This window comes from Bradyrhizobium icense, from assembly GCF_001693385.1.
GTDB classification, from domain to species: domain Bacteria; phylum Pseudomonadota; class Alphaproteobacteria; order Rhizobiales; family Xanthobacteraceae; genus Bradyrhizobium; species Bradyrhizobium icense.
Genome location: NZ_CP016428.1, coordinates 1,837,004 through 1,855,560 on the forward strand (window position 1 = coordinate 1,837,004; position 18,557 = coordinate 1,855,560).

The window sequence follows — 18,557 nt, forward strand, 5'->3', positions numbered from 1 at the left end:
GCTAAGGAAGCAGCGTCGCCAAATTTTCAGGGGCTCGACGGACCGGCCGAGAGTCGTCTGATGCAATATTGTGTGAGATGCGACAATAGTCGCTGGGTTTGTGAGTACCATCTCGATCGCCCTTTTTGGGCGACAGGGCCTGTCGACTGCGGCGGGGCTGGCGCGCTGTGTCCAAAATGCAACCGAACCGATCCCTCTGATCCTGTCGACATCCCGGCAATGCCCACGGGCTTCATTGCGGAAAGCCGTCGGTCTGGCGATGCCGATTAAGCCATCTCAGCTTGAGCGATATCAAGTTTGGAACAAGTAGGACGCTGCTAGTTTATTTTCCGGCCGAGCGACCCAAAGCACTGGGCCGTTGAGGTCACGAGGTCCGGACTCCTAGGCACCCCGGGCCTCGTTGTCTTGCGTCGCCCCGTGAACCATTCCGGGTTACTTTCGTTCTGCTTTCAGAATGAAGGCTGCTGCCGATGCCACGTTACTCTTTCGACATACGAGAAGGCGGCGAATTAACTCCCGACGAACAAGGTCTGGAACTCTCCACCCTACAAGCAGCGCAAGAGGAGGCCGCCCGCGCGCTGGCGGACATGGCACTCGATGCCGTGAGAAAGTGGTCTAACGGAACCGACCACCGGATGGCGATTGAGGTCCGAGACGACGATGGGCCGGGCTTCAGGTCAAGTTCACATTCGAGCTCGATCGGCAGAGGCAGAGAGGACAATCAGGTAAGGTCGGAGCCACGTCCCCGATGCGACGCCTGGCGGAGGAAGGGGCCTCGTGCGACGCTTGTCAGAGGAGGGCCTGGCGCCGCCGCCGGGGCCCCTCCCTTCGCACGTCATGCGAACAATTCTGCGCCGGCCGGCGTGAAGGTGATGAAGGTGCCGGATTCGTGCATCGTCAGCCAGCCGCGCTCGATTGCGAGCGTTAGCCCGGCGCCATAGTCCGCTGGCGTACCCTTATCCCTGAACAGGAACGGCTCGTTGACTTTCTCGATGTGGATGCGGCCCTGAACCGGCTCGACCGCGTTCGCGATCTCGAGGATCCGGCGTGCAGCTTTTTCCGGGTCGGCGTAGGGACGGGTGTCGGCGTATTTCATGCGGCGGCCTTGTCTTCCTTATCAGCCTCGGGCGACGATCTTTATCGCATCATCGGGCAACGGCCGCTGCAACGCCTTCGCTTCATCCCACGGCGCACGCATCCAGACGTCGCGCTCCTCGTCTGTCATCAGGATGACCGGCATCGCTTTCGGATGGATCGGTTCGACGACGCTATTCGGGGGCGTGGTCAGAAAGCCATAGACCAGATGCGGGCCTGGGATTGTTTCGATTTCGTCCCGCGGTCGCCCTTGAACTCGGTCCAGATGCCGGCAAAGCAGGTCAACGGCCGGTCGTCGTTGATCGCGAACCAGATGACGTCTTTCTTTTTGGTCTCAGGGTTTGGCTCAGACGCGTATTCGGCGAAGCTGTTGAACGGCACCAAACATCGGTTCTCAGGCTTCAACCAGCCGCGCCAATGCGGGGAAGTGGTGTTGCGGATATTCGTGACTGGCGGACCGCCCGTTCGCGGGGGCGGCAGCATGCCCCAGCGCATCAGGACGAGCTCGCGCTCAGCGCTGGCGTTGCGAATGACCGGCGCGGGATAATCCGGAAACACGCCCGGGCATCGGCGGCAGGTTGCCGACATAGCGGTCATTACGCGAAAGAGTGCGCGGATGGCTTTTTGGTGTGGTGATGCTGTAGAGATTGCACATTCTTATGGAGCGCTGCCGCGATAGATGTTTCCGCTAGTCTCGATCAGTATGCAGTTTTCTCAGCTTGCGCATGTAGTAGCCTTGCCTTTGGACCGACGACCTAATCTCCTCGCTAACTTTGATAACCCGTTTCTTGCTCTTGCGCCATTTTCCCGGCGGCGCAATGGCGGTATCGGAGACCCCTTCTTCACAACGAGCAGATCACCTCTGGTGTTCAAATACACATCCATATGCCTGTCTCCCAAAACGCTGAGCATATCGCTTGTGGGCAGAGCCCGCGGTTACCGAAAGGCAACACCGATCTTATGTTGTGCGCCCTCCTAGTTTACCACTGGCAAGGTGAGCCCGAGGCGCAGGTAGTCTCGTGTCAGCAGCCGACCGAAAGCGGTTGGACAGGATGCAAGGGAGCGCTTGACCAAGCTAAAGCGGCGCAGGTCCAAAAGCAGCTAGGTCTCGTGGATTGCTCGCGGGCTTTGATCATTGCCTAATTTTCCCGACCCGGGTTTGTTCCGGAGGGCTCAATTTCGGAGTTCCAGGTGGCCTATTTCGGCCAGTACCAGATGGATTAGGATCAAAGATCGTTCCCGGTCGTTACCCCTCCAATCAACGGGAGAAACCAGAATGGGCCAATCGACCCCAATCAAACGCAGGAATCGGTTTTCGGAGGAAGAGCGCGCGAATCGTCCCGCTCTTGAAGAGCGGGTCTTGCAAGTCGCGAAAGATCTAGAGGAACGAGCGAACAAGCTGCCGCCAGGTCGAGAACGTGATGACCTCATGCGCCGGGCGCGTCTGACGGATACAGCAAATCATATCAACGAGTGGCTTTCATCCCCCGGGCTGAGGCCTCCTATCTAGAGCTAAGGCCGCCCCAATTGGCGGCCTCTTTCATTCGAGGACCTCATACTCGAACGCCACGCCCTCAGGATCGTTCTCTTTGAACCAGGCTTCGGCAACATCTTGGCTCGCAAAGACCTTGGGGATCAACGTCGCCGACTTCCTTGCTGGCATCGACATATTCCAGACCGTCATTGATCCCTCTTCAGCTTGCGCTTGCCCCAATGATGTTGCGATCGGGATTAAAGATCCGCTCGACGTGACGGTTCAGCGCCCGTATCACGCCGATCCGGGCAAGCATTGTTGGCCCGTCGTTCTCGGCGACGAGGATCAGCGCCTCCATGGCGGCCTGCCATTCTGGCGCGGAGTGCTCGGCCTTCGGCAGCCTCATGATGTAGCTGGCCGTGTCCTTCAAGGTGAGTAGCCGCCGGCCCTTTGGAAGCGGTATTGGATCGTCAAACGGGGTCGACCAGGGCAAAGCGAGCTTTCAAAGAACAAGAGCAGTTCTTGCTTTCGACCTTACTCGCTCCAAGTGCGGTCCCCGCACTGCCCGCATTCAAACATATGAATGACAACTCCGCTTTCAGATTCAACAATCGTTCTGACATGCGTGAGCCTTGCCCCGCAGAAACGGCAGTCATGGTTTGACCGGTCCTGGACAGTGGCAATCTTCTCAGCCCGAAGGAGGTCCATGGCGGTCCCACCCCAAGGGTAGGATAGTGGAGCATTGGCTCCGGGCAGAACGGTCAATCGAGGTAACTCGTTGGGAACCCAAGCCGAAGGCTTGTCGTTGCTTTCACTCTGCACGTAAACTTAGTGGAGTAGCAATGCGTACTGCCCCTTATCCTCCGCCACCTCCAAATACTAAACATGGGATAGGCATGAAAGATTTGGACGTTAGAATTCAGCACCTCGAAAAGGAGGTCGAGAAGAACCTCAACGTCGAGACGGTCTGGTTGAGGATCGGCACGCCGACGCCGCTCGCCGCCAGATGCAGCTGGTAGCGGCGCACGTCCTCGAAGCTCGCCGTATTCGGTGATCGCCTGAGAAACGCCGCGAAGTTCTTGATCCTTTGCACTAGTCATGTTGGGTCTTCGGCGCTAACTTGCGGATCGTCATGTCTTCGATCATGCGCCGCCGCAATGGGCTCATGGCCTCGTCGGTCATGGGGATGCTCCTGTCTTGAGTGAGGTTGTCGAAACACCTCGGTCTCAAGACAGGACGCCCGTTGCGCTATCCTCTTGGCTATGTCGCCAGCCGCAGCGCCCTGCCGCGCGAGCGGTTTAGTCCAATGTCGCAGATCGTCAACAGGTCGCAGCCGGCGCGATCGAGCAACATGACCCAGGTATCGCGCAGGTCCTGGTCGTGTTTTTGGTCGAGTCGCCGGCGCTGTTGATGAACATCAGCGACGGACACGGCTTCAGGCGCCGTGCTCCGTCATCGCAATTGCTGTCGCGCGCCGCTTCCGCCTCCAGTCATTTCGTCAGCAGATGGGCGCGATGATCAACTGCGCGAGCGCGCTGCGCCTTGTTCTCTTCATTGAGCGGGAAAGACGCGAATAGCAGTTCGGTGGTCAACCGCTCAGCGCGGACGATCACCTGGCGAACGCTATCGCGCGCGAGAAAGCCGAACACCGCAACGGCGCGCGCGGTCGACACCCTATGGCGACAGGTGCTGTCGTCATAAGGTTCGCCATCGTCCTCGTTGACGACGAGTTCGAGCGGTACAGTCTCAAGCTGAAGCCGCAGCTCCAGTGGTGGTCTCAACCTGAAATATCGAGAAGGCAGCGTGATCAGCTGAAAGTGCTGCTCGACCATGCCCGCGAGCACGTGCCGTTCTATCGCGAGCGACTGCGGGACTTAGGTTCTGGTCGCCGCGCAGAAGCGCGATCACGCCAAACGCAGCGGACCAGATCAAGCCTACTCCGATAGTGAAATACCGGAATGCGAGATCGCCGAGGCGTCGAACGCGGCGTGGCATGTCATCGGCTTTTCGCGCGATGAGAGGATATTGCTCTAAGCGAATAGAACGTTACAAGATTAGGACTTTTCGTTAACCGAAGCCTTCAGATTGATGATTTTGTGACCGGAGCGTACCGCTTTCGTCGTTAGGTAGCGCCTGTTGTGGGGGGTGACCGGCGCTTCAAGCGCGACGCGGGCAGCGATCTCGATTCCGGCTTTTGTGAGTCCGTCGAGCTTGGCTGGATTGTTGGTGAGCAGGACGATCCGCGTGCAGTTCAGGGTTCGCAGCATCAGCGCAGCAACGCCGTAGTCGCGCTCATCGTCTTCAAAGCCGAGCGTCGTGTTGGCATCATGCGTATCGAGCCCGCCGTCCTGCAGTCGATAAGCTCGCATCTTGTTCGCAAGGCCGATACCGCGGCCTTCCTGCGCCATATATAGAATGACGCCGCCGCCGAGGCTTTCTAGGCGTGCGAGGGCGAGCCGAAGCTGGTCTCCACAGTCGCATCGCCGCGAGCCGAACACGTCTCCGGTCAGGCATGCCGAATGAAGCCGAACAGGGACCGGTTGGGTAAAATCTGGCTTCCCGACGATGATGGCGACTTGATCCACGCCGAGCGCGTCCCGAAACACGACAAAGCGCGCCGCCGTGCCCGACGCTAGTGGAATTGTTGCTTCGCTCGCGAGTGCAAATGCATTCGTCGCGTCCGCGGCAAACCGATTGACCGCGTCCGCTTCAACCGTAACGATCAGATGCATCAAATCGTTGTCGAGGTTCGGCACTTCCGCTGCGAGCACCGCCGGCAGGCTGCGGCTCAACTTAACGAGCCGGATTGCCGCCGTGGCAGCACAGCTTGCAGTCTCCGCCGCTCCTGCGAAATGCCCCTCGTTTACAGCATTTGCAGCGAGGTCGAAGATAGTGCTCATGCCGACCATCCCGGAAAGTGGTAACGCCATTGCGGTCGATGCCGTAATGCCGATCGAGCGGGCTCGCTGTCGCGTGACGACGATTTTCAACACGTTCGGACTGCACAGGACCGCAAAATCACTCAGGCCTTGTTCGTCAAGGCCGTCGACGGGCAAAGCGAGCAAGGATTCGCCAGATGCGCTAATACGAATCGGTCTTCGCGCCCGCAGCTCGCTCAAGGCGCGGCTGAGACTGATGTACTCCTTGTTGCCAAGCAGGGATGAATTTGCACACGAATGCGCGGCGCTCATTCGCGGGTGTCTTTCTTTGACTGGGCACGTTCGTGGAACACCGAGAGCCCTGAATCGTTCCGCTAGAAATCAGATGGATCTTTGCAACCGAGTGGTGGATAGTAGCATTGTTAATGCACAGGTCCCGAGTTTTGATCTCTGCCGTGCTGCTTGGCAAATTACCCACCCGTGAATTCGCGTCTCCTGATGCATGGGAGAACTTTGTCCAGCGGTTTCGTCGAGGGCAGCAGCCCCTCCCTCAGGGCTGGGTGGATCTGTTTGGCCCGTTGCGCAACGGGGGCGTGGACGATCTCGTGATTGTGGGGCAGATCGGCCAATCGCTCGATGGACACGTCGCGACGGCTACCGGCCATTCAAAGTATATCAATTGTCCGGCTGGCATTGAGCACCTCCATCGGCTGCGTGCGCTCGTCGACATTGTCGTCATTGGCGTTGGCACGGCCGTCGCTGACGACCCGCAATTGACGGTCAGACAAGTCGCCGGCCCTCAGCCGGCGCGTGCCGTAATCGATCCAAGAGGTCGCCTTGCGGCCAACGCGAGATTGTTTGCTGATGATGGTGTTCGCCGCCTGCTAATCACGGCAGAGGGCACACGTTGCACGCCGCCTCCCGGGGTGGAAGTTGTGGCTCTGCCAGCCCAAGATGGACATATAGCTCCGTCCGCCATCGTAGCCTCCCTGACGCGGGCAGGGATGCGCCGCATGTTGATCGAGGGCGGCGCTGACACCGTTTCGCGCTTTATCGCGGCCAGATGTCTCGATCGCCTGCATATAACCGTCGCGCCCGTCATGTTGGGAGCCGGAGGTCCTGGCATCGAGTTGCCGCCGCTCGAGCGGGCCGATCAGGCCCACCGTATGCCCGTGCGCGTGCACATGATCGATGATGATGTACTGTTTGATTGCGACTTGTCGGCTCAACGTGTGGCACTCGGTTTGACCAAGAAGTCGACGTGACCTACGCGTATTGAATCGCTTTGCCGACTATCCTTCTCGTCTGACCAACCAGATGGCACAACGACTTCTCGCGTCGCAGCAAGAGCGGCCTACTCGCTGCGACGCAGCACTTCCGCCTGATTGGCAGATAGTTCCCATTCCGAGGCGAGGAATGATGCGAGCAGCGGGTTCCTGTTCGCGAGCTTCGCGATCGCGCGGTTAACCGGAGGCGTCTCATCGCACAAGGAAATCCCTCGCCGGGATCGCGACATTCGACAAACCAGCCCAAATCCCGGAGTTCAGCGATAACCCGCCGATCACACGCGTAACCACCGGTTAGCGTGTCGAGGCTGCCCGGCACGGCGAGGACGACGTCTTTACCACAAGGGAGCCTCGTATTGCGCGCGAGCGACGTGTGACTCTGAGAGCGTGATGCGCAGGGCCTTGAGTTCCTGGCCGGGACGCCCGAGTTCGCCAGCTCGGGCCGACTTCGCCAGCCCTTCGAAAATATACTTGGACAGAAACTCCGTTGTAGTGTTGCTGCCCTTGAATTCGGGCACGTCGTCGAGATTGCGGAAGTTGAGTGGCGCCAGGACCGCTTTAAGCGCATGGTGTGCGCGGCCGAAGTCTATAACAATTCCATTGTTATCGAGGGTGTCCGCGATGAACGCGGCATCGACAACGAAGGTCGCCCCGTGCAACGTCTGCGCAGGCCCGAAAACCGCGCCCCGGAATGAATGAGCGATCATGATGTGGTCGCGAACTTCGACGGTGAACAAGACAGCTCCTTACGAGTAAACGACGGGTTGGCAGAGTATGCCGGCCTTGGCGTCGAGAATTCCCGGCAGATGATCCGGCAAGTCGCCAAACGCAACCGCCGGTGCCAGCAATGCGTCGAGCCGTTGATCATTGAGCAGTGCGACGGCGGCCGCGAGACGGCGGACGCGCGTCCAGCGCGGACGGTGCGATGGGGCAACGCGCCCGACCTGGCTGGATACCAGGCGAAGCCGGCGGCTATGGAAGGAGCCGCCAAGCATTGCGGTCACCGCCGCGTCACCGTACCAACTCATCTCAAGCACAGTAGCCTCGTCTCCGCCCAGTTCAAGCGCCGTTCGTAGTCCATCGGGCGAACCACTGGCGTGAACGATGAGGTCGCAGTCACCCCTTGCTTTCCCGGGTTCAGCGAAACTAACCCCGAGTGTTCCTGCTATTCTCGCCCGACTTGGATTGTTATCGACAAGCGTGACGTCCGTCCCAGGAATCTGCCCGCACAGATACGCGACGAGAGAACCGACCACGCCAGCTCCTATGACGGCGATGCGGTCGGCTGGTGCCGGTGCAGCGTCCCACACGCCGTTCAGCGCGGTTTCCATGTTAGCCGCCAGCACCGCGCGTCGAGGTGGCACGGCTTCCGGAAGAGGGACCGCTGCGCTCGCAGGAATGTTGAAGGCGGTCTGGTGCGGGAACAGCGCGAAGACGTTCTTGCCCAGCAAGGCTTCTCCGCCGCTCTCGACCCGTCCGACGGCGGCGTAGCCGTACTTAACGGGAAAGGGAAAATCACCCTGCATGAACGGCGCGCGCATCCTCTCGAATTCGCTCACGGGTACACGCCCGCCAAATACCAGGGATTCAGTGCCCCGACTGATCGCGCTATAGATGGTTTTCACGCGAACTTCGCCTGCGGCGGGCGGAGCCAACTCTTCCCGGCGAATCTCAACCTGTCCAGGTCCGTGGTACCATAGGGCCGAGGCAATATCCGCACTCGCACTAACAGCCATTTTCTTAGATCCCGGCCTGGAATTCCCAGCGATTTAACGCGTTACAAAACGGTAGTCTGCACGGCCCGCTGGCAAATGAGAAGCCATACCTCTTTGCTACAAGAACATCCACCAGCAATGATATGCGCGCTCTCACCGAGATAGGACCTTCGTGCCCCCACTCCTTAGCCGATCGTCTCGATTGCGGCGGCAAACAGTCGGGCGGAATCTTGCCAAGTGGGGAGCTGAGCCGCTGCGGCGCGAGCGTTCGTGGCGAGCCGCCGCCGTTCAGGCGGATCGCCGATCAGACGGCGCAGTGCGTGCGCCAATGCGATCGTATCGTCCGGAGGCACCAGCAGACCGGCCTCCGCCGGCACTGTATCGGGGATTGCGCCCACCCTAGTAGACACGACCGGAAGCCCGTGCCCGATCGCTTCGGCGAGCGCCATCCCATACCCTTCGAAACGCGACGCGAGAACAAATATGTCGGATGCCAAATAGAGTTCGATGATGCGCTCAACCGGCACAGCACCGAGCACCGTGACCCTGTCGCCGAGGCCGCAGGCCTGGATATCGGCGTCAAGCTGCGCGGCCGCGACCGGGTCGCGGGTTCGGTCACCCGCGATCGTCAGCCGCCAGGGTAGGTCGGCAAGTGCGATCAACGCGGCGATCAGCAGATCGTATCCTTTGTCCGGTACCACCGAACCAATCGAGAGAAGCCGAACGACGTCATCATTGCTGCCAGGCGCTGCCGGAACAGGATCATTACCCGGTCGGACCACGCTGACGCGGTGAGCCGGGACGTCGTAATCAGCGATCAGGATCCGGGCGGTTGCCTCACTCGTGACCACGACGTGCGCCGCAGCAGCGAGCGCGACGCGCTCGCTGTCGCGGAAGGCGTCTGCCTGCCTGGTGTCTAGACCAGAGTGCAGAGCAAGCGGTTGGTGCACCAGCGCGATGAGCGGTGTGCGGGATCGGAGCGCGCCGGCTTCGGGCAGGACCCCGAACGCAAGGCCATCCACGACTATCGGACAGCCGGCCGGCACCGCGGACAGTATCGCCAGCGCGGTCGCGCGCTGCGCGATACCCGGGAACGGAAAGCTGTCGCCTATATTGTCGACATCGACGTGCCAACCGAGCTGCTGAAGCTCCTGGATGATGCGTCGATCATAGCGGTAACCTCCGGTGGGCGTGCAGAGATCACCCGGCACGGCGAACGCAAGGTGCCGTTCATTGGATGGAAACGCGCGCATGGTGCGGGTCCAGCGATGGTTGCCCCAAGTCCAACGGATTTGCGCGAGCCGTAAGCCGAACAATATGGCTCTTCATGATGGTCATTCCTTATCACTGCGAGGTAGGTGTCGCGTCCTTCCAGGCGCATAGTGAAAGGCCGCCGCGGAAAGAATCCAGTCGAGCGTATCGTCCGATGACATCAAGCATGGTGAGTAGTAGCGCAACGAGGGCGGGCACATCTCCCTTGGGAATGAACGTCCAGGCAGCAGAACGACTGCGGCGAAACCCAGCTTGATCTAGCAGCATGGAGAATTCTTCGCGAGTCAGCAGTCGGTCACTGGAAAGATGCTTAGTGCGAACCCCCAACGCAGGCGCTATCGTCCGATACCAAACGTAATCGGCATTCGGTGTCAGGCAGAAAAAACGGCCGCCAACCTTCAGCCCCCTATAGATGCTGGCCAACACCGCTCTCTTGTCGAGCATGTGCTCGAAGGCACCGATACAAATGGCCAGATCGATCGACTCGTCCGCGATTCCGTTCAGTTTCTCGGCGTTGCCCACCTCAAACGTAAGATTGGCTGTCCAAGCTGAGTTCCCAAGACGCGCGTGCGCCAATGCGATCATGCCCGGCGAGACATCAATCCCGATGCCACGAGCTACTGCAGGTGCAAGCGCGAGGAGGTGATTGCCGTTGCCGCAGCCGAGGTCCAGCACCACATCAGAGGACCGGATTCGAGCCAGATGTCGCACAAGTGCGAGGCGGTATTCGAGCAGCCGTTGCGGGTGACCATGCTGCTCAGGGGATCCTGTTGATGCACATCTATCAAAGAAAGACCTGATGTCCGTGGTGTTGCATGAGGCGGTGGTTTTGACGCCGCGAAACCAAGACCAAGGCGCTCGTCGCTTGGCGCAAGGTGCCTGCCCCTGCAGCGTGCGGCCTGCGAGATCGGCAGAACTTGTCGGTTTCCGCGGCTGTATCATCTGCATGACAGGGCGCCCCGAGAACCACTCTAAGCGGCAATCAAACAATCCAATTGCCCCGCATAAGTTCCCCGGAAGCTCAATACGCTCGTGCGGAACCTGGCGCGTCGATGCCTCGGTTTGCAAATTTGCTATCCGGGATCGGCAGATGTTGAATCCCGACGCCCCATCGTCTGGCAGGTCGCAGGTTCTAGGCTTGAGGGTCCGGAGAAGAAGAGGATGCTGCACGCCGCAGAAACTTCTTTGGACTTCGGTCCTGACGCGGTGGAGCGCACACTAAGGGGGGCCCGTAGTCAGGATCGGGCCACAGTCCGCCTCGGCGGAGCTGAAGATAATTCCTGGCGGAGTGTCAATTATGAGCTGGTTTTTCATTGCTCTGTGGGCGCCATTCCTACTTGCTTGCGCCAACCACAATGACAAGTTTTTGCTATCGAGATATCTCAAGCAGAAAAGTATCGGATCGATTGTCATATTCTCGTCGCTGTTTAGCGGCGTGGCGATCACGATCGTATCGTTCATTCAGCCGGACGTGTACGAGATCAGTTTTGTTCAAGGAACAGCGCTTGTCGCGACCGGTATCTCCAGCGTCTGCGCCGCTGTTTGCTATCTTTACGCGCTTGACCTCGATGAGGCATCTTTCGTTACCCCGTTTTATCAGACGGTGCCGATCTTTGCTTACTTCCTCGGTTACTTCATTCTGAGTGAAACGATCGCGCTTGCTCAAGTATTGGGTTCGCTCGCTATTATTGTTGGTGCGCTTGCATTGTCGTTTGAGTTTGGTCGGCGGGGAATGCGGCTCAAGCGAAACGTTGTGGTATTGATGCTAGGGGCCTCCTTCTTGAGTGCGGTAAATGGCGTCGTTTTTAAGCTGATCGCCGTGGACAAGGGTTTTTGGGTTTCGCTTTTTTGGGGTTTCGTCGGCCAAACGGTGACTGGTTTGACCTTCCTGGTCAGCGTTCCGAGTTTCCGCCGCGATTTCCTCGACCTCTTCAAGCAATCGAGAGTTCTCGCTGTTGCCCTCATCGCGTTGAGCAAGATATTGTTCAGCGTCAGCGAAGCCGTCACGCTTTACGCGACGCTCCTGGCGCCCGTCGCCTTGGTTCTTCTCGTGAATTCGTTCCAGCCACTTTTCGTCTTTGCATTCGGTATCGTGTTGACACTGTTTTTCCCTCGCGTGGCCGAGGAATCGCTGACCCGCATGAAGATGCTGCAAAAAGGCCTGGGAACTTGCCTCATGCTCGTGGGGGGTTACTTGATCAGCAGATAACACGTGACCAAGCTAACGCAGCCTTTTTTGCGGTGCACGAGCCTGGTACTGGCATCAACTCCACCGTGAGGATCGTCAGGGCGCCGTCGACCGGTGAACTTGTTAGTCAAATCCGGGACGCGCTGCGCGTCGCGATCGATCCCGAACTCGGTCACAACATCATTGATCTCGGCTTCGTTTATGACATCGCCATCGTCGGGGACGCCGTCCGCATTACCATGACGACGACCAGCCCGTCTTGCCCGACAACCTGTTTCCTGAAGGAGGGCGTGGCGAACATCTTGCATGTCCCGGGCGTCGGCTCGGTCGACATCGAGATGACGTTCGAACCTCCCTGGACGCCATCCCGCATCGAACCTAGCGCCCGAGCCTCGCTCGGCTTCGCCGCAATCAACTGAGGTAAATGGGCAGCCACAGATAAAACGCGCGGGCGCGTGCCAAGGCTGCAGCGGAGGCGGGTCAGCCGGTCGCGCCTCAGGTCTGTCACGGGGCGGATCCGACCGATATATGGGCCGATCCTGCACGTCACTTGGACGCCAGACGCGCCGCGATCAGTGCGGGGACGTTCGAGCCCGAGAGGCTGGCCACCTGAGATTGCCAGCCAGATTGCGAAGCCCATGCAGGAGCGTGGAAAGAGCTACTTCTTCTTTCCGTCCGCGTCGAACTGTTTCAAGAACGCGATCAGATCACTGGTCCTTGCTCGTCCTTCAATCCGGCATAGATCATTTTCGAGCTGGGAATCTTGGCCTTAGGATCCTTGATGTACTCGCGGAAGGTCGGCTCATCCCAGGTGATGCCGGAATTTTTGTTGGCAGCCGAATAGGAGTAGCCAGGCACGTTGCCCGCCTTGCGACCCATGATGCCGTTGAGAAGGGGCCCGACGGCATTCTTCGCGTTGTCGCCGATCTGGTGACAGGCCTTGCACGCTGCGAAAACCTTCTCACCCGCGGCGGCGTCCTGGGCCCTGACTTCAGCCGAAGAGGCGACCGCCAACAGCGCCACGAATACAAGTCCTCGCATCCCATTCTCCTTTCTGCGTCCGCATTCCGGCTGACCCTGCGTATTAGTCCGTGACTAACGGTTCACACCGACGCAAAGATCCGGCGTCAGGCTCCATAGACAAGCGAATCCCCGCCGACCGTGACCAGCCGGGCCTGCACGGCCGGGTCGATGAGCCGCAATTTCCCTGATGCGCGAAGCCGGCATGAGGCTGAACGCTGTCGAGAGCGCATCCGCTTCCGTGGCCGTCGGCGCAATGACGCTGACCGAGCGGTACAAGGCGGGACTGCGTCCCGTCGCGGGATCGAACAGGTGCGTGAACCGGCCGGCGGAATCGAACCGGAAACCGGCCCCGGCGGTGGTGGCGACAGCGCGATCAACAAGATCGACAGTTTCCGTGACCGCGCCGGGCCCGTCCGGATCGGCAAGGCCGACGCGCCATGGCGTGCCATCGGGCCTTGCGCCGATGGCTCGTATCTCGCCCATGTTGACGAGCGTCGTCGATAGCCCGGCCTTCCGCAGCGTGTCCACCACGCGATCGGTCGCATACCCTTGTGCGATGCCGTTGAGGGTAATGCCGGCGTTGTGCCTAGTAGAGCGACGCGTTTGCGTTCACGAGCAGGCCATCGCGACCCACCTTCGCCAGCGCTTCAGTGAGCCTTTCCTGAGGTGGCCCCTCCGGATCAGGCCGGTCCGACGAGAAATGCCCAGCATAAAGCTGCCATAGGCGTTGCACGGTCGGATCGAACGCCCCATCGGTCAGATCGGAAAAGAACAGCGCGGCATTAAGCAGGGATACCATGTCGGCGTCGGGGGCAGCTAGAATCGGCGATCCCTTCAATGCGTTCGCAGGTTCGCGCTGTCGTTTTCCGTGTGCTCGCCGGGGGCGTCGCTACCCAGCACGTATGCGCTGGGAATCTGCGCGAACGTGACAACTTTTCCGCCGTTGGTGGCGGCAAAGGCATCGGCGGCGTCACGATTGCCAAATGGGACGGCCTCGGCAGTTCCCATGCCGACCGGCCTACGGCTCTCGATCACAAAAAACGCCTTGCATGCGTCGATCCAATTTGTCGCTCCCGGCTCATCCCAGCTTGGCGCTTGCGCCATGTCTGACACGTAGGTCGCCCGAATGTCGCGAGGTTGGTGGGGCATCAGCGTGAATGCCACCGTGTCGCGCACGGAAGTGAACCAGAACGGGTCGATCCTGCCTGCGGTGATGATCTGGCCTTTTGGTCCGGGATGTTCGAGCAAGTTCATGCCACAGAACACGCCCATTGCGTCGCTCGTGAGCGCGACCGGCGGTGGGGCGACCGATTTGGACGCGTCTTGATTACAGCCTGTCAGGAGAATAGCGGCTAGAACGGCAGCGAGGAATCGCAGGGTCATAGCTCCCTCCGCACAAAGAATGCGGTCGCAAGCCCAAGCGGCGCCAGGATCCAGGCGATCAGTCCGAGCATCAATGCGCCGATGCTTGTTGTCGCGGTGCCGGCGAGCCCTGTCATGCCGGAAAATTGGCTCACGTTGAATCCGGTGAGATTTGTCATCCGGTAGAGGTCGGTCGGATTGAGAAACAGCAGGGCTTTCAAAACCGGCGCCGAGACGACACGTCCCTGATCGACGACCAGCACGCCGAGCAGCGCCATGTCGAACACCAGCACCATCAATAGCCAGTGCGGCGCCGCTCATGATTGTGTGGGAGCAGCCATCTTCCATCCCGTCATCGCACATTACGGCTCGTTACTTGAATGTCATATCGAGGCATCGGGCGACTTCGCCGCCCGGTCCTGCGGCGATCGTGATGCAGCCGCGCACTTTTTGATGCGTCGTATCTGCAGCCCAAGCCGAAAAGCCGCCATGTCCGAAAAATGAGTTGGTGCTTGGAGGCGCAGTTTCGGCGAATCCGAGATCATAGCTGGAATCGGATTGGAAAACTCGCATCTTGCGCGCGCAGTAACCGTCTGTCTGCACCGTTATTACTTCCTTCGCATCCCGCACCACGGCAAGCGAGACGTCGCACCGGAAGTACTTGGAAGTGTTCGTGTTGAAGAGATAAGCGTAGGAGCTGCACGACGAAATTCTGAGTTTGCCCCGCTTGAGATCACGGCTGCAGGAAATGTTCTCACAGTTGCTGAGCTTGAACGCTCCCTCCGCCGTTGCAGCGTCGAGGAGCGGCAGAACCAGGAGCGCTCCGAAGGCAGTTCTCTTCGCGACATTGTTCATTCTGCTCTCCCTCTCATGTCGCTGCTCCGGGATGTTGCGGGCAAAAGCATATTGTCTCAATGCGCTTTGGTACAGGAGATGGTTGCGGAATTGGCGCGTGCGGGATGCGCAGATTTGGTACGCTATCGCTCCGAACTTCGCCGGCAGGAAATTTCGGCAGAAGACGGGGAGAAAGTCACGAATTTGTTGGAACGCATGTGCGCGTGGCCCGCTTTTTGCGGGCGTCGTTGGGCCGAAAGGCTGCACTGCTTCGGCAAGACCAGAGTCTGTCTGAGTGTCCACGAGACTATCGCGAGATTGGAAGGGGCAATTAGTTGGAGCGTCTCTCTCCAGGGATCGTGGCTTTCCCGCCGAGCGTCTCGCGGATCCACAGTTTCTGCACCAGCACCATGATGACGACCGTAAGGGGTGCTGCAAGAATGACGCCTAGCGCGCCGAAAGCAGAGATCCCAAGAAAAATGAGAGCCGCCGGTTATCTCCATTGCACGCTTCTGAACGATCGGAGTGATGAAGTTGCCCTCGAGCTGTTGAATGACGAGAACGGCGCCCACAGTCCACAGCACGACGTGAAGATCTAAGACCACTGGCACGGCTCCGATAATCGGGCCGATCAAAGGGATGAAGTTCGTCGCGCCTGCAATTGCTCGAAGACCTACGGGCGAAGGCAATCCAATTACCCAGAAGGACAAGCTCGCACAGCAGACCGACCAGCGTCATGGAATCAGCTGTGCCCGATTTCTCCCGCGTCGCAGGCACCCGTGAGGGTCTGATCCGCATCGACGATGTGCTGCCACGCCTTGAACTCGTTGGTAATTGTCCGGGGGAGGTTTGTTCCTCAGCGGAACAGCAAGCGATGGACGCGTCCAACGGGTGCGTCATTCCCGGCGATATCGATCGGCGCAGGGAACTGGTGAGCGCACGATCATTACCGTCGCGAAAATCGTGGTCTCGAATCGAACCATCGAGAGTACAGCGCTGTTAACCGTCTACTCACGCGCGCCGGTAAGAGACACGCAAATGTTGCGATCATTCTGCGCTATGGGCCTGGTTCTCCTGTTGGTGGGATGCGACTTCCCCCGAGATTCCAATGGAGCACTGTCGCGCGTTCGCCGCGAAAGTGTTTTGCGTGCAGGCTACTGCGAGCGGCCGCCTTGGGTCGAGAACAAGAACGGCAACCCTGAAGGGATCGAGCCCCAGTTGATCGAGAGGTTCGCATCCCGCCTTGGTGCCAGGGTGGAGTGGGTTGCGGGATCGGAATCGTCGCTGATCGAAGCGCTGCGGAGCGGACAGGTTGACGTTCTGATTGGCGGTTTTCTTCGCGATACCAACTGGGCATCACGAGCTGCCGTCAGTCACGTCTACAGAGAGGCGAAGGTCGTCGTTGTCTTTCCTACTGCAGATTCCGTCCGAGCGCTGACTGATCTTGAGGGCGCTGTCATTGCGTATCGCCCTGCGCGGCCGGATTTTGCAGCATTGATCGCGAGCCACGAAGCGCGGCCCGAGGCGCGCAACGATCGGTGGGGGCAGATCGCTGTCGCCTATGAGTTCGAGCTCAGCGAAGATGTCCATCGTTCCCGGCCGCTGAAAACCGAGAAGCACGTCATTCTCGTGACGTCGGGAGAGAACGGACTTCTGTACACCCTGGATCACTTTCTGATGCAGCCGGGACAGCTTGCAGGCACAAACAAGCCATGAAGCGGGTACGTCTCATCGAGTTTCCGGAAGAGGAGGAAGCGGCGTTCGCAAAGGCGCGCCGGCTCGAGTGGGTTTCGATTGCGTATCTGACAAGTGCAGCGGTGCTCTTGTTCCTGGTAATGGGCTCGTCGCAGGCGATGCGAACCAGTTGGCTCGAAGACATGATCAGTATGGTGCCACCCATGGCGTTCCTGATCTCCTCCAGATTTGCTACCCGCGCAGCCACAAAGTCGTGCCCGTATGGAATGCATGCAAGCGTCTCGATAGGATACGTCACTGCCTCTCTCGCAATCTTTGCGATGGGCGCATTTCTTCTGATCGAGGCCACCCTGAAGCTAATTCACCAGGACCGTGCGACAATCGGCGGCTTTGATTTGTTCGGCACGACAATATGGGCAGGCTGGCCGATGCTCTTTGCCCTGGCCTATACGGGGATCCCGTCGTTCTTTCTCGGTCGAGCGAAGAAGAAGTTGGCTCCCGTGATCCACGATAAGGTGCTTTATGCGGACGCGGAAATGAATCGCGCCGACTGGATGGCCGAATCGGCTGCCGCCGTTGGCGTTCTCGGGGCAGGCTTTGGCTATTGGTGGACCGATCCGGTTGCGGCGGGACTCGTGTCGCTCGACATCGTTCGCGATGGCCTCAACAACCTGCGCGCAGCAGTCAATGACCTGATTGATGAGACGCCCCGGCGGACCACCGATCGGAGCCAACTGGAAACGTTACCTGAGGAGGTGGCTGGCGAACTGGAGAAACTGCCCTGGATTGAACGAGCAGACGTCCGTATGCGCGAAGAGGGGCATGTGTTCTTTGGTGAAGCCTTCGTCGTTCCGATCACCACCGAGAACATCGTGCGAGATATCGCCGACGCCGTGCGCAAGGCGAGGGCGCTCAATTGGCGGGTTCATGACCTGACGATCATGCCGGTCGAGGCATCGGAGCTGCAGGACGATGACGACGATCGCAAGGAGCGTTAGCTGCCGGGCGCCTTGAATCCCGCAGCGCAAACCCGCTTCAGCGTGGCGAGGGTCGCCGCCGCCACGCAGTTTCGGCGACTGCATTTATCGGAAGGCTGAGACGGGAGCGCGATCTCCTGAGATCCGTTTGGGCCCGGTGTATCGCTCTCTGCTGCCGCGCGTTCTACTGGTCTGGGGCGGCTCGCCGGCGGTTCGATTGGTACACCGCTTGTTGGAACAGTCATCACCGTAATCACCGTAATCGCCCTAGATTGGCTGCGCTCGTCAACCGTCGAGCCGCCGCAAGTTCGACGATCAGCTCTGCGAGATCGATCAGGTTATGACCCAACGACTCCCGGCTCGGTGGACGGCGGCGCCGCCGTGGTGCACAATCAATCCGAATGGAGCGCGTCGAGGTAGCACAATCCGCGTCAAACGGACGCCTCGGACAGTTGTCGAGGAACAAGATCGTGCCGGTTACCTTTAACGCAAGACTTGTCCTCGTCGGCTTCATCTTCGGCATTCCAGCAGCTCGGCTTTGATGCTCAGTGTCGGCCGGAACGGGACCAAATATCGGCGGGACTCCGAAGGATGGCAGCTTCAGCACGGAAATACAGGAAGGGAGCCAACGGCCGGCGAACGACGATCTATAACCCTCGGCCGCGTCCCAAGCCGCCCTTGCGCAGAAAGAAAAAGGTTCGCCGGAAACTGAAGTGAGGCTCCCTCCGATCCATCGCTCGATCTGGTTCGTTGAATA

At 59.4% G+C, this 18,557-nt stretch carries 21 protein-coding genes and 4 pseudogenes; 7 read left to right on the top strand and 18 right to left on the bottom strand.

Features of this window, described 5'->3' with window-relative positions:
• Positions 1–470: 470 nt before the first annotated feature.
• The gene (locus tag LMTR13_RS43595; protein WP_418219763.1) at positions 471–941 is read left to right on the top strand and encodes a DUF6894 family protein; all 471 of its coding nucleotides are present in this window, start codon (positions 471–473) and stop codon (positions 939–941) included.
• On the opposite strand, the gene LMTR13_RS08660 is transcribed toward LMTR13_RS43595, so the two are convergent.
• From LMTR13_RS08660 to LMTR13_RS08680, 5 genes are all read right to left on the bottom strand, one after another.
• Positions 836–1,096, bottom strand: coding sequence for a hypothetical protein (locus LMTR13_RS08660; protein WP_065727514.1), 261 nt, complete (start codon positions 1,094–1,096; stop codon positions 836–838). The two genes, LMTR13_RS43595 and LMTR13_RS08660, sit on opposite strands and share 106 nt — an antisense overlap.
• 21 nt (positions 1,097–1,117) lie before the next feature.
• Positions 1,118–1,240: a hypothetical protein gene (locus LMTR13_RS43285; protein ID WP_335622070.1), complete on the bottom strand. Its 123-nt coding sequence runs from the start codon at positions 1,238–1,240 to the stop codon at positions 1,118–1,120.
• A gap of 44 nt (positions 1,241–1,284) precedes the next feature.
• Complete coding sequence (locus LMTR13_RS43290) at positions 1,285–1,692, bottom strand: SOS response-associated peptidase family protein (protein WP_335622071.1); 408 nt, start codon at positions 1,690–1,692, stop codon at positions 1,285–1,287.
• A gap of 943 nt (positions 1,693–2,635) precedes the next feature.
• On the bottom strand, positions 2,636–2,779 hold the full coding sequence (locus LMTR13_RS40455; RefSeq protein ID WP_156795505.1) for a hypothetical protein: 144 nt from the start codon (positions 2,777–2,779) through the stop codon (positions 2,636–2,638).
• Positions 2,780–2,789: 10 nt separating this feature from the next.
• Positions 2,790–2,999: a hypothetical protein gene (locus LMTR13_RS08680; protein ID WP_335622072.1), complete on the bottom strand. Its 210-nt coding sequence runs from the start codon at positions 2,997–2,999 to the stop codon at positions 2,790–2,792.
• Between the two features lie 466 nt (positions 3,000–3,465).
• On the opposite strand from LMTR13_RS08680, the gene LMTR13_RS43135 reads away from it, so the two are divergent.
• Positions 3,466–3,588, top strand: a complete 123-nt coding sequence (locus LMTR13_RS43135) for a hypothetical protein (protein ID WP_257784727.1) — start codon at positions 3,466–3,468, stop codon at positions 3,586–3,588.
• 241 nt (positions 3,589–3,829) lie between these two features.
• Here LMTR13_RS43135 and LMTR13_RS40465 read toward each other — a convergent pair whose 3' ends face one another.
• From LMTR13_RS40465 to LMTR13_RS08690, 3 genes are all read right to left on the bottom strand, one after another.
• Positions 3,830–4,000, bottom strand: a complete 171-nt coding sequence (locus LMTR13_RS40465; protein ID WP_156795506.1) for a hypothetical protein — start codon at positions 3,998–4,000, stop codon at positions 3,830–3,832.
• 59 nt (positions 4,001–4,059) lie between these two features.
• Positions 4,060–4,413: a hypothetical protein gene (locus tag LMTR13_RS08685; RefSeq protein ID WP_156795507.1), complete on the bottom strand. Its 354-nt coding sequence runs from the start codon at positions 4,411–4,413 to the stop codon at positions 4,060–4,062.
• A gap of 210 nt (positions 4,414–4,623) precedes the next feature.
• Positions 4,624–5,760, bottom strand: a complete 1,137-nt coding sequence (locus tag LMTR13_RS08690) for a GTP cyclohydrolase II (RefSeq protein ID WP_065727518.1) — start codon at positions 5,758–5,760, stop codon at positions 4,624–4,626.
• Positions 5,761–5,903: 143 nt separating this feature from the next.
• On the opposite strand from LMTR13_RS08690, the gene LMTR13_RS08695 reads away from it, so the two are divergent.
• Complete coding sequence (locus LMTR13_RS08695) at positions 5,904–6,713, top strand: RibD family protein (RefSeq protein WP_236843309.1); 810 nt, start codon at positions 5,904–5,906, stop codon at positions 6,711–6,713.
• 356 nt (positions 6,714–7,069) lie between these two features.
• Here the strand turns inward: LMTR13_RS08695 and LMTR13_RS08700 are convergent, their stop codons facing one another.
• From LMTR13_RS08700 to LMTR13_RS38880, 4 genes are all read right to left on the bottom strand, one after another.
• The gene (locus tag LMTR13_RS08700) at positions 7,070–7,471 is read right to left on the bottom strand and encodes a 6-pyruvoyl trahydropterin synthase family protein (protein ID WP_065727519.1); all 402 of its coding nucleotides are present in this window, start codon (positions 7,469–7,471) and stop codon (positions 7,070–7,072) included.
• A 9-nt stretch (positions 7,472–7,480) separates the two neighbouring features.
• Positions 7,481–8,359, bottom strand: coding sequence for a zinc-dependent alcohol dehydrogenase (locus tag LMTR13_RS08705; RefSeq protein WP_236843310.1), 879 nt, complete (start codon positions 8,357–8,359; stop codon positions 7,481–7,483).
• 275 nt (positions 8,360–8,634) lie between these two features.
• Positions 8,635–9,702 carry a glycosyltransferase family 4 protein gene (locus tag LMTR13_RS08710; RefSeq protein WP_065727521.1) on the bottom strand — a complete coding sequence of 356 codons (1,068 nt, stop codon included), beginning with the start codon at positions 9,700–9,702 and terminating at the stop codon, positions 8,635–8,637.
• 91 nt (positions 9,703–9,793) lie between these two features.
• Positions 9,794–10,669 carry a class I SAM-dependent methyltransferase gene (locus tag LMTR13_RS38880; RefSeq protein ID WP_236843311.1) on the bottom strand — a complete coding sequence of 292 codons (876 nt, stop codon included), beginning with the start codon at positions 10,667–10,669 and terminating at the stop codon, positions 9,794–9,796.
• A gap of 349 nt (positions 10,670–11,018) precedes the next feature.
• Here LMTR13_RS38880 and LMTR13_RS08720 point away from each other — a divergent pair, with 349 nt between their 5' ends.
• Positions 11,019–11,930, top strand: a complete 912-nt coding sequence (locus LMTR13_RS08720) for an EamA family transporter (RefSeq protein ID WP_065727523.1) — start codon at positions 11,019–11,021, stop codon at positions 11,928–11,930.
• Positions 11,931–11,995: 65 nt separating this feature from the next.
• The gene (locus tag LMTR13_RS08725; RefSeq protein ID WP_065732533.1) at positions 11,996–12,328 is read left to right on the top strand and encodes a metal-sulfur cluster assembly factor; all 333 of its coding nucleotides are present in this window, start codon (positions 11,996–11,998) and stop codon (positions 12,326–12,328) included.
• Positions 12,329–12,567: 239 nt separating this feature from the next.
• Here the strand turns inward: LMTR13_RS08725 and LMTR13_RS08730 are convergent.
• The 6 genes and pseudogenes from LMTR13_RS08730 to LMTR13_RS43600 form a co-directional block, all read right to left on the bottom strand.
• Positions 12,568–12,950: pseudogene (locus LMTR13_RS08730) on the bottom strand (c-type cytochrome).
• 86 nt (positions 12,951–13,036) lie between these two features.
• Positions 13,037–13,773 (bottom strand): annotated as a pseudogene (locus LMTR13_RS08735) (FAD:protein FMN transferase); the annotation flags it as partial.
• Positions 13,767–14,315, bottom strand: a complete 549-nt coding sequence (locus LMTR13_RS08740) for a nitrous oxide reductase accessory protein NosL (RefSeq protein WP_065727524.1) — start codon at positions 14,313–14,315, stop codon at positions 13,767–13,769. The gene LMTR13_RS08740 and the pseudogene LMTR13_RS08735, both read right to left, overlap by 7 nt.
• Positions 14,312–14,599: pseudogene (locus tag LMTR13_RS08745) on the bottom strand (ABC transporter permease subunit); the annotation flags it as partial. The gene LMTR13_RS08740 and the pseudogene LMTR13_RS08745, both read right to left, overlap by 4 nt.
• Positions 14,600–14,666: 67 nt before the next feature.
• Positions 14,667–15,431 carry a hypothetical protein gene (locus LMTR13_RS42250; RefSeq protein WP_236843312.1) on the bottom strand — a complete coding sequence of 255 codons (765 nt, stop codon included), beginning with the start codon at positions 15,429–15,431 and terminating at the stop codon, positions 14,667–14,669.
• A 251-nt stretch (positions 15,432–15,682) separates the two neighbouring features.
• Positions 15,683–15,838, bottom strand: a pseudogene (locus LMTR13_RS43600) (AI-2E family transporter); the annotation flags it as partial.
• A 328-nt stretch (positions 15,839–16,166) separates the two neighbouring features.
• Here LMTR13_RS43600 and LMTR13_RS08760 point away from each other — a divergent pair.
• Together LMTR13_RS08760 and LMTR13_RS08765 are read left to right on the top strand one after the other, a co-directional pair.
• Positions 16,167–16,844: a substrate-binding periplasmic protein gene (locus LMTR13_RS08760; protein ID WP_083218917.1), complete on the top strand. Its 678-nt coding sequence runs from the start codon at positions 16,167–16,169 to the stop codon at positions 16,842–16,844.
• 137 nt (positions 16,845–16,981) lie between these two features.
• Positions 16,982–17,821 carry a cation diffusion facilitator family transporter gene (locus LMTR13_RS08765; protein ID WP_236843449.1) on the top strand — a complete coding sequence of 280 codons (840 nt, stop codon included), beginning with the start codon at positions 16,982–16,984 and terminating at the stop codon, positions 17,819–17,821.
• Positions 17,822–18,557: the final 736 nt, after the last annotated feature.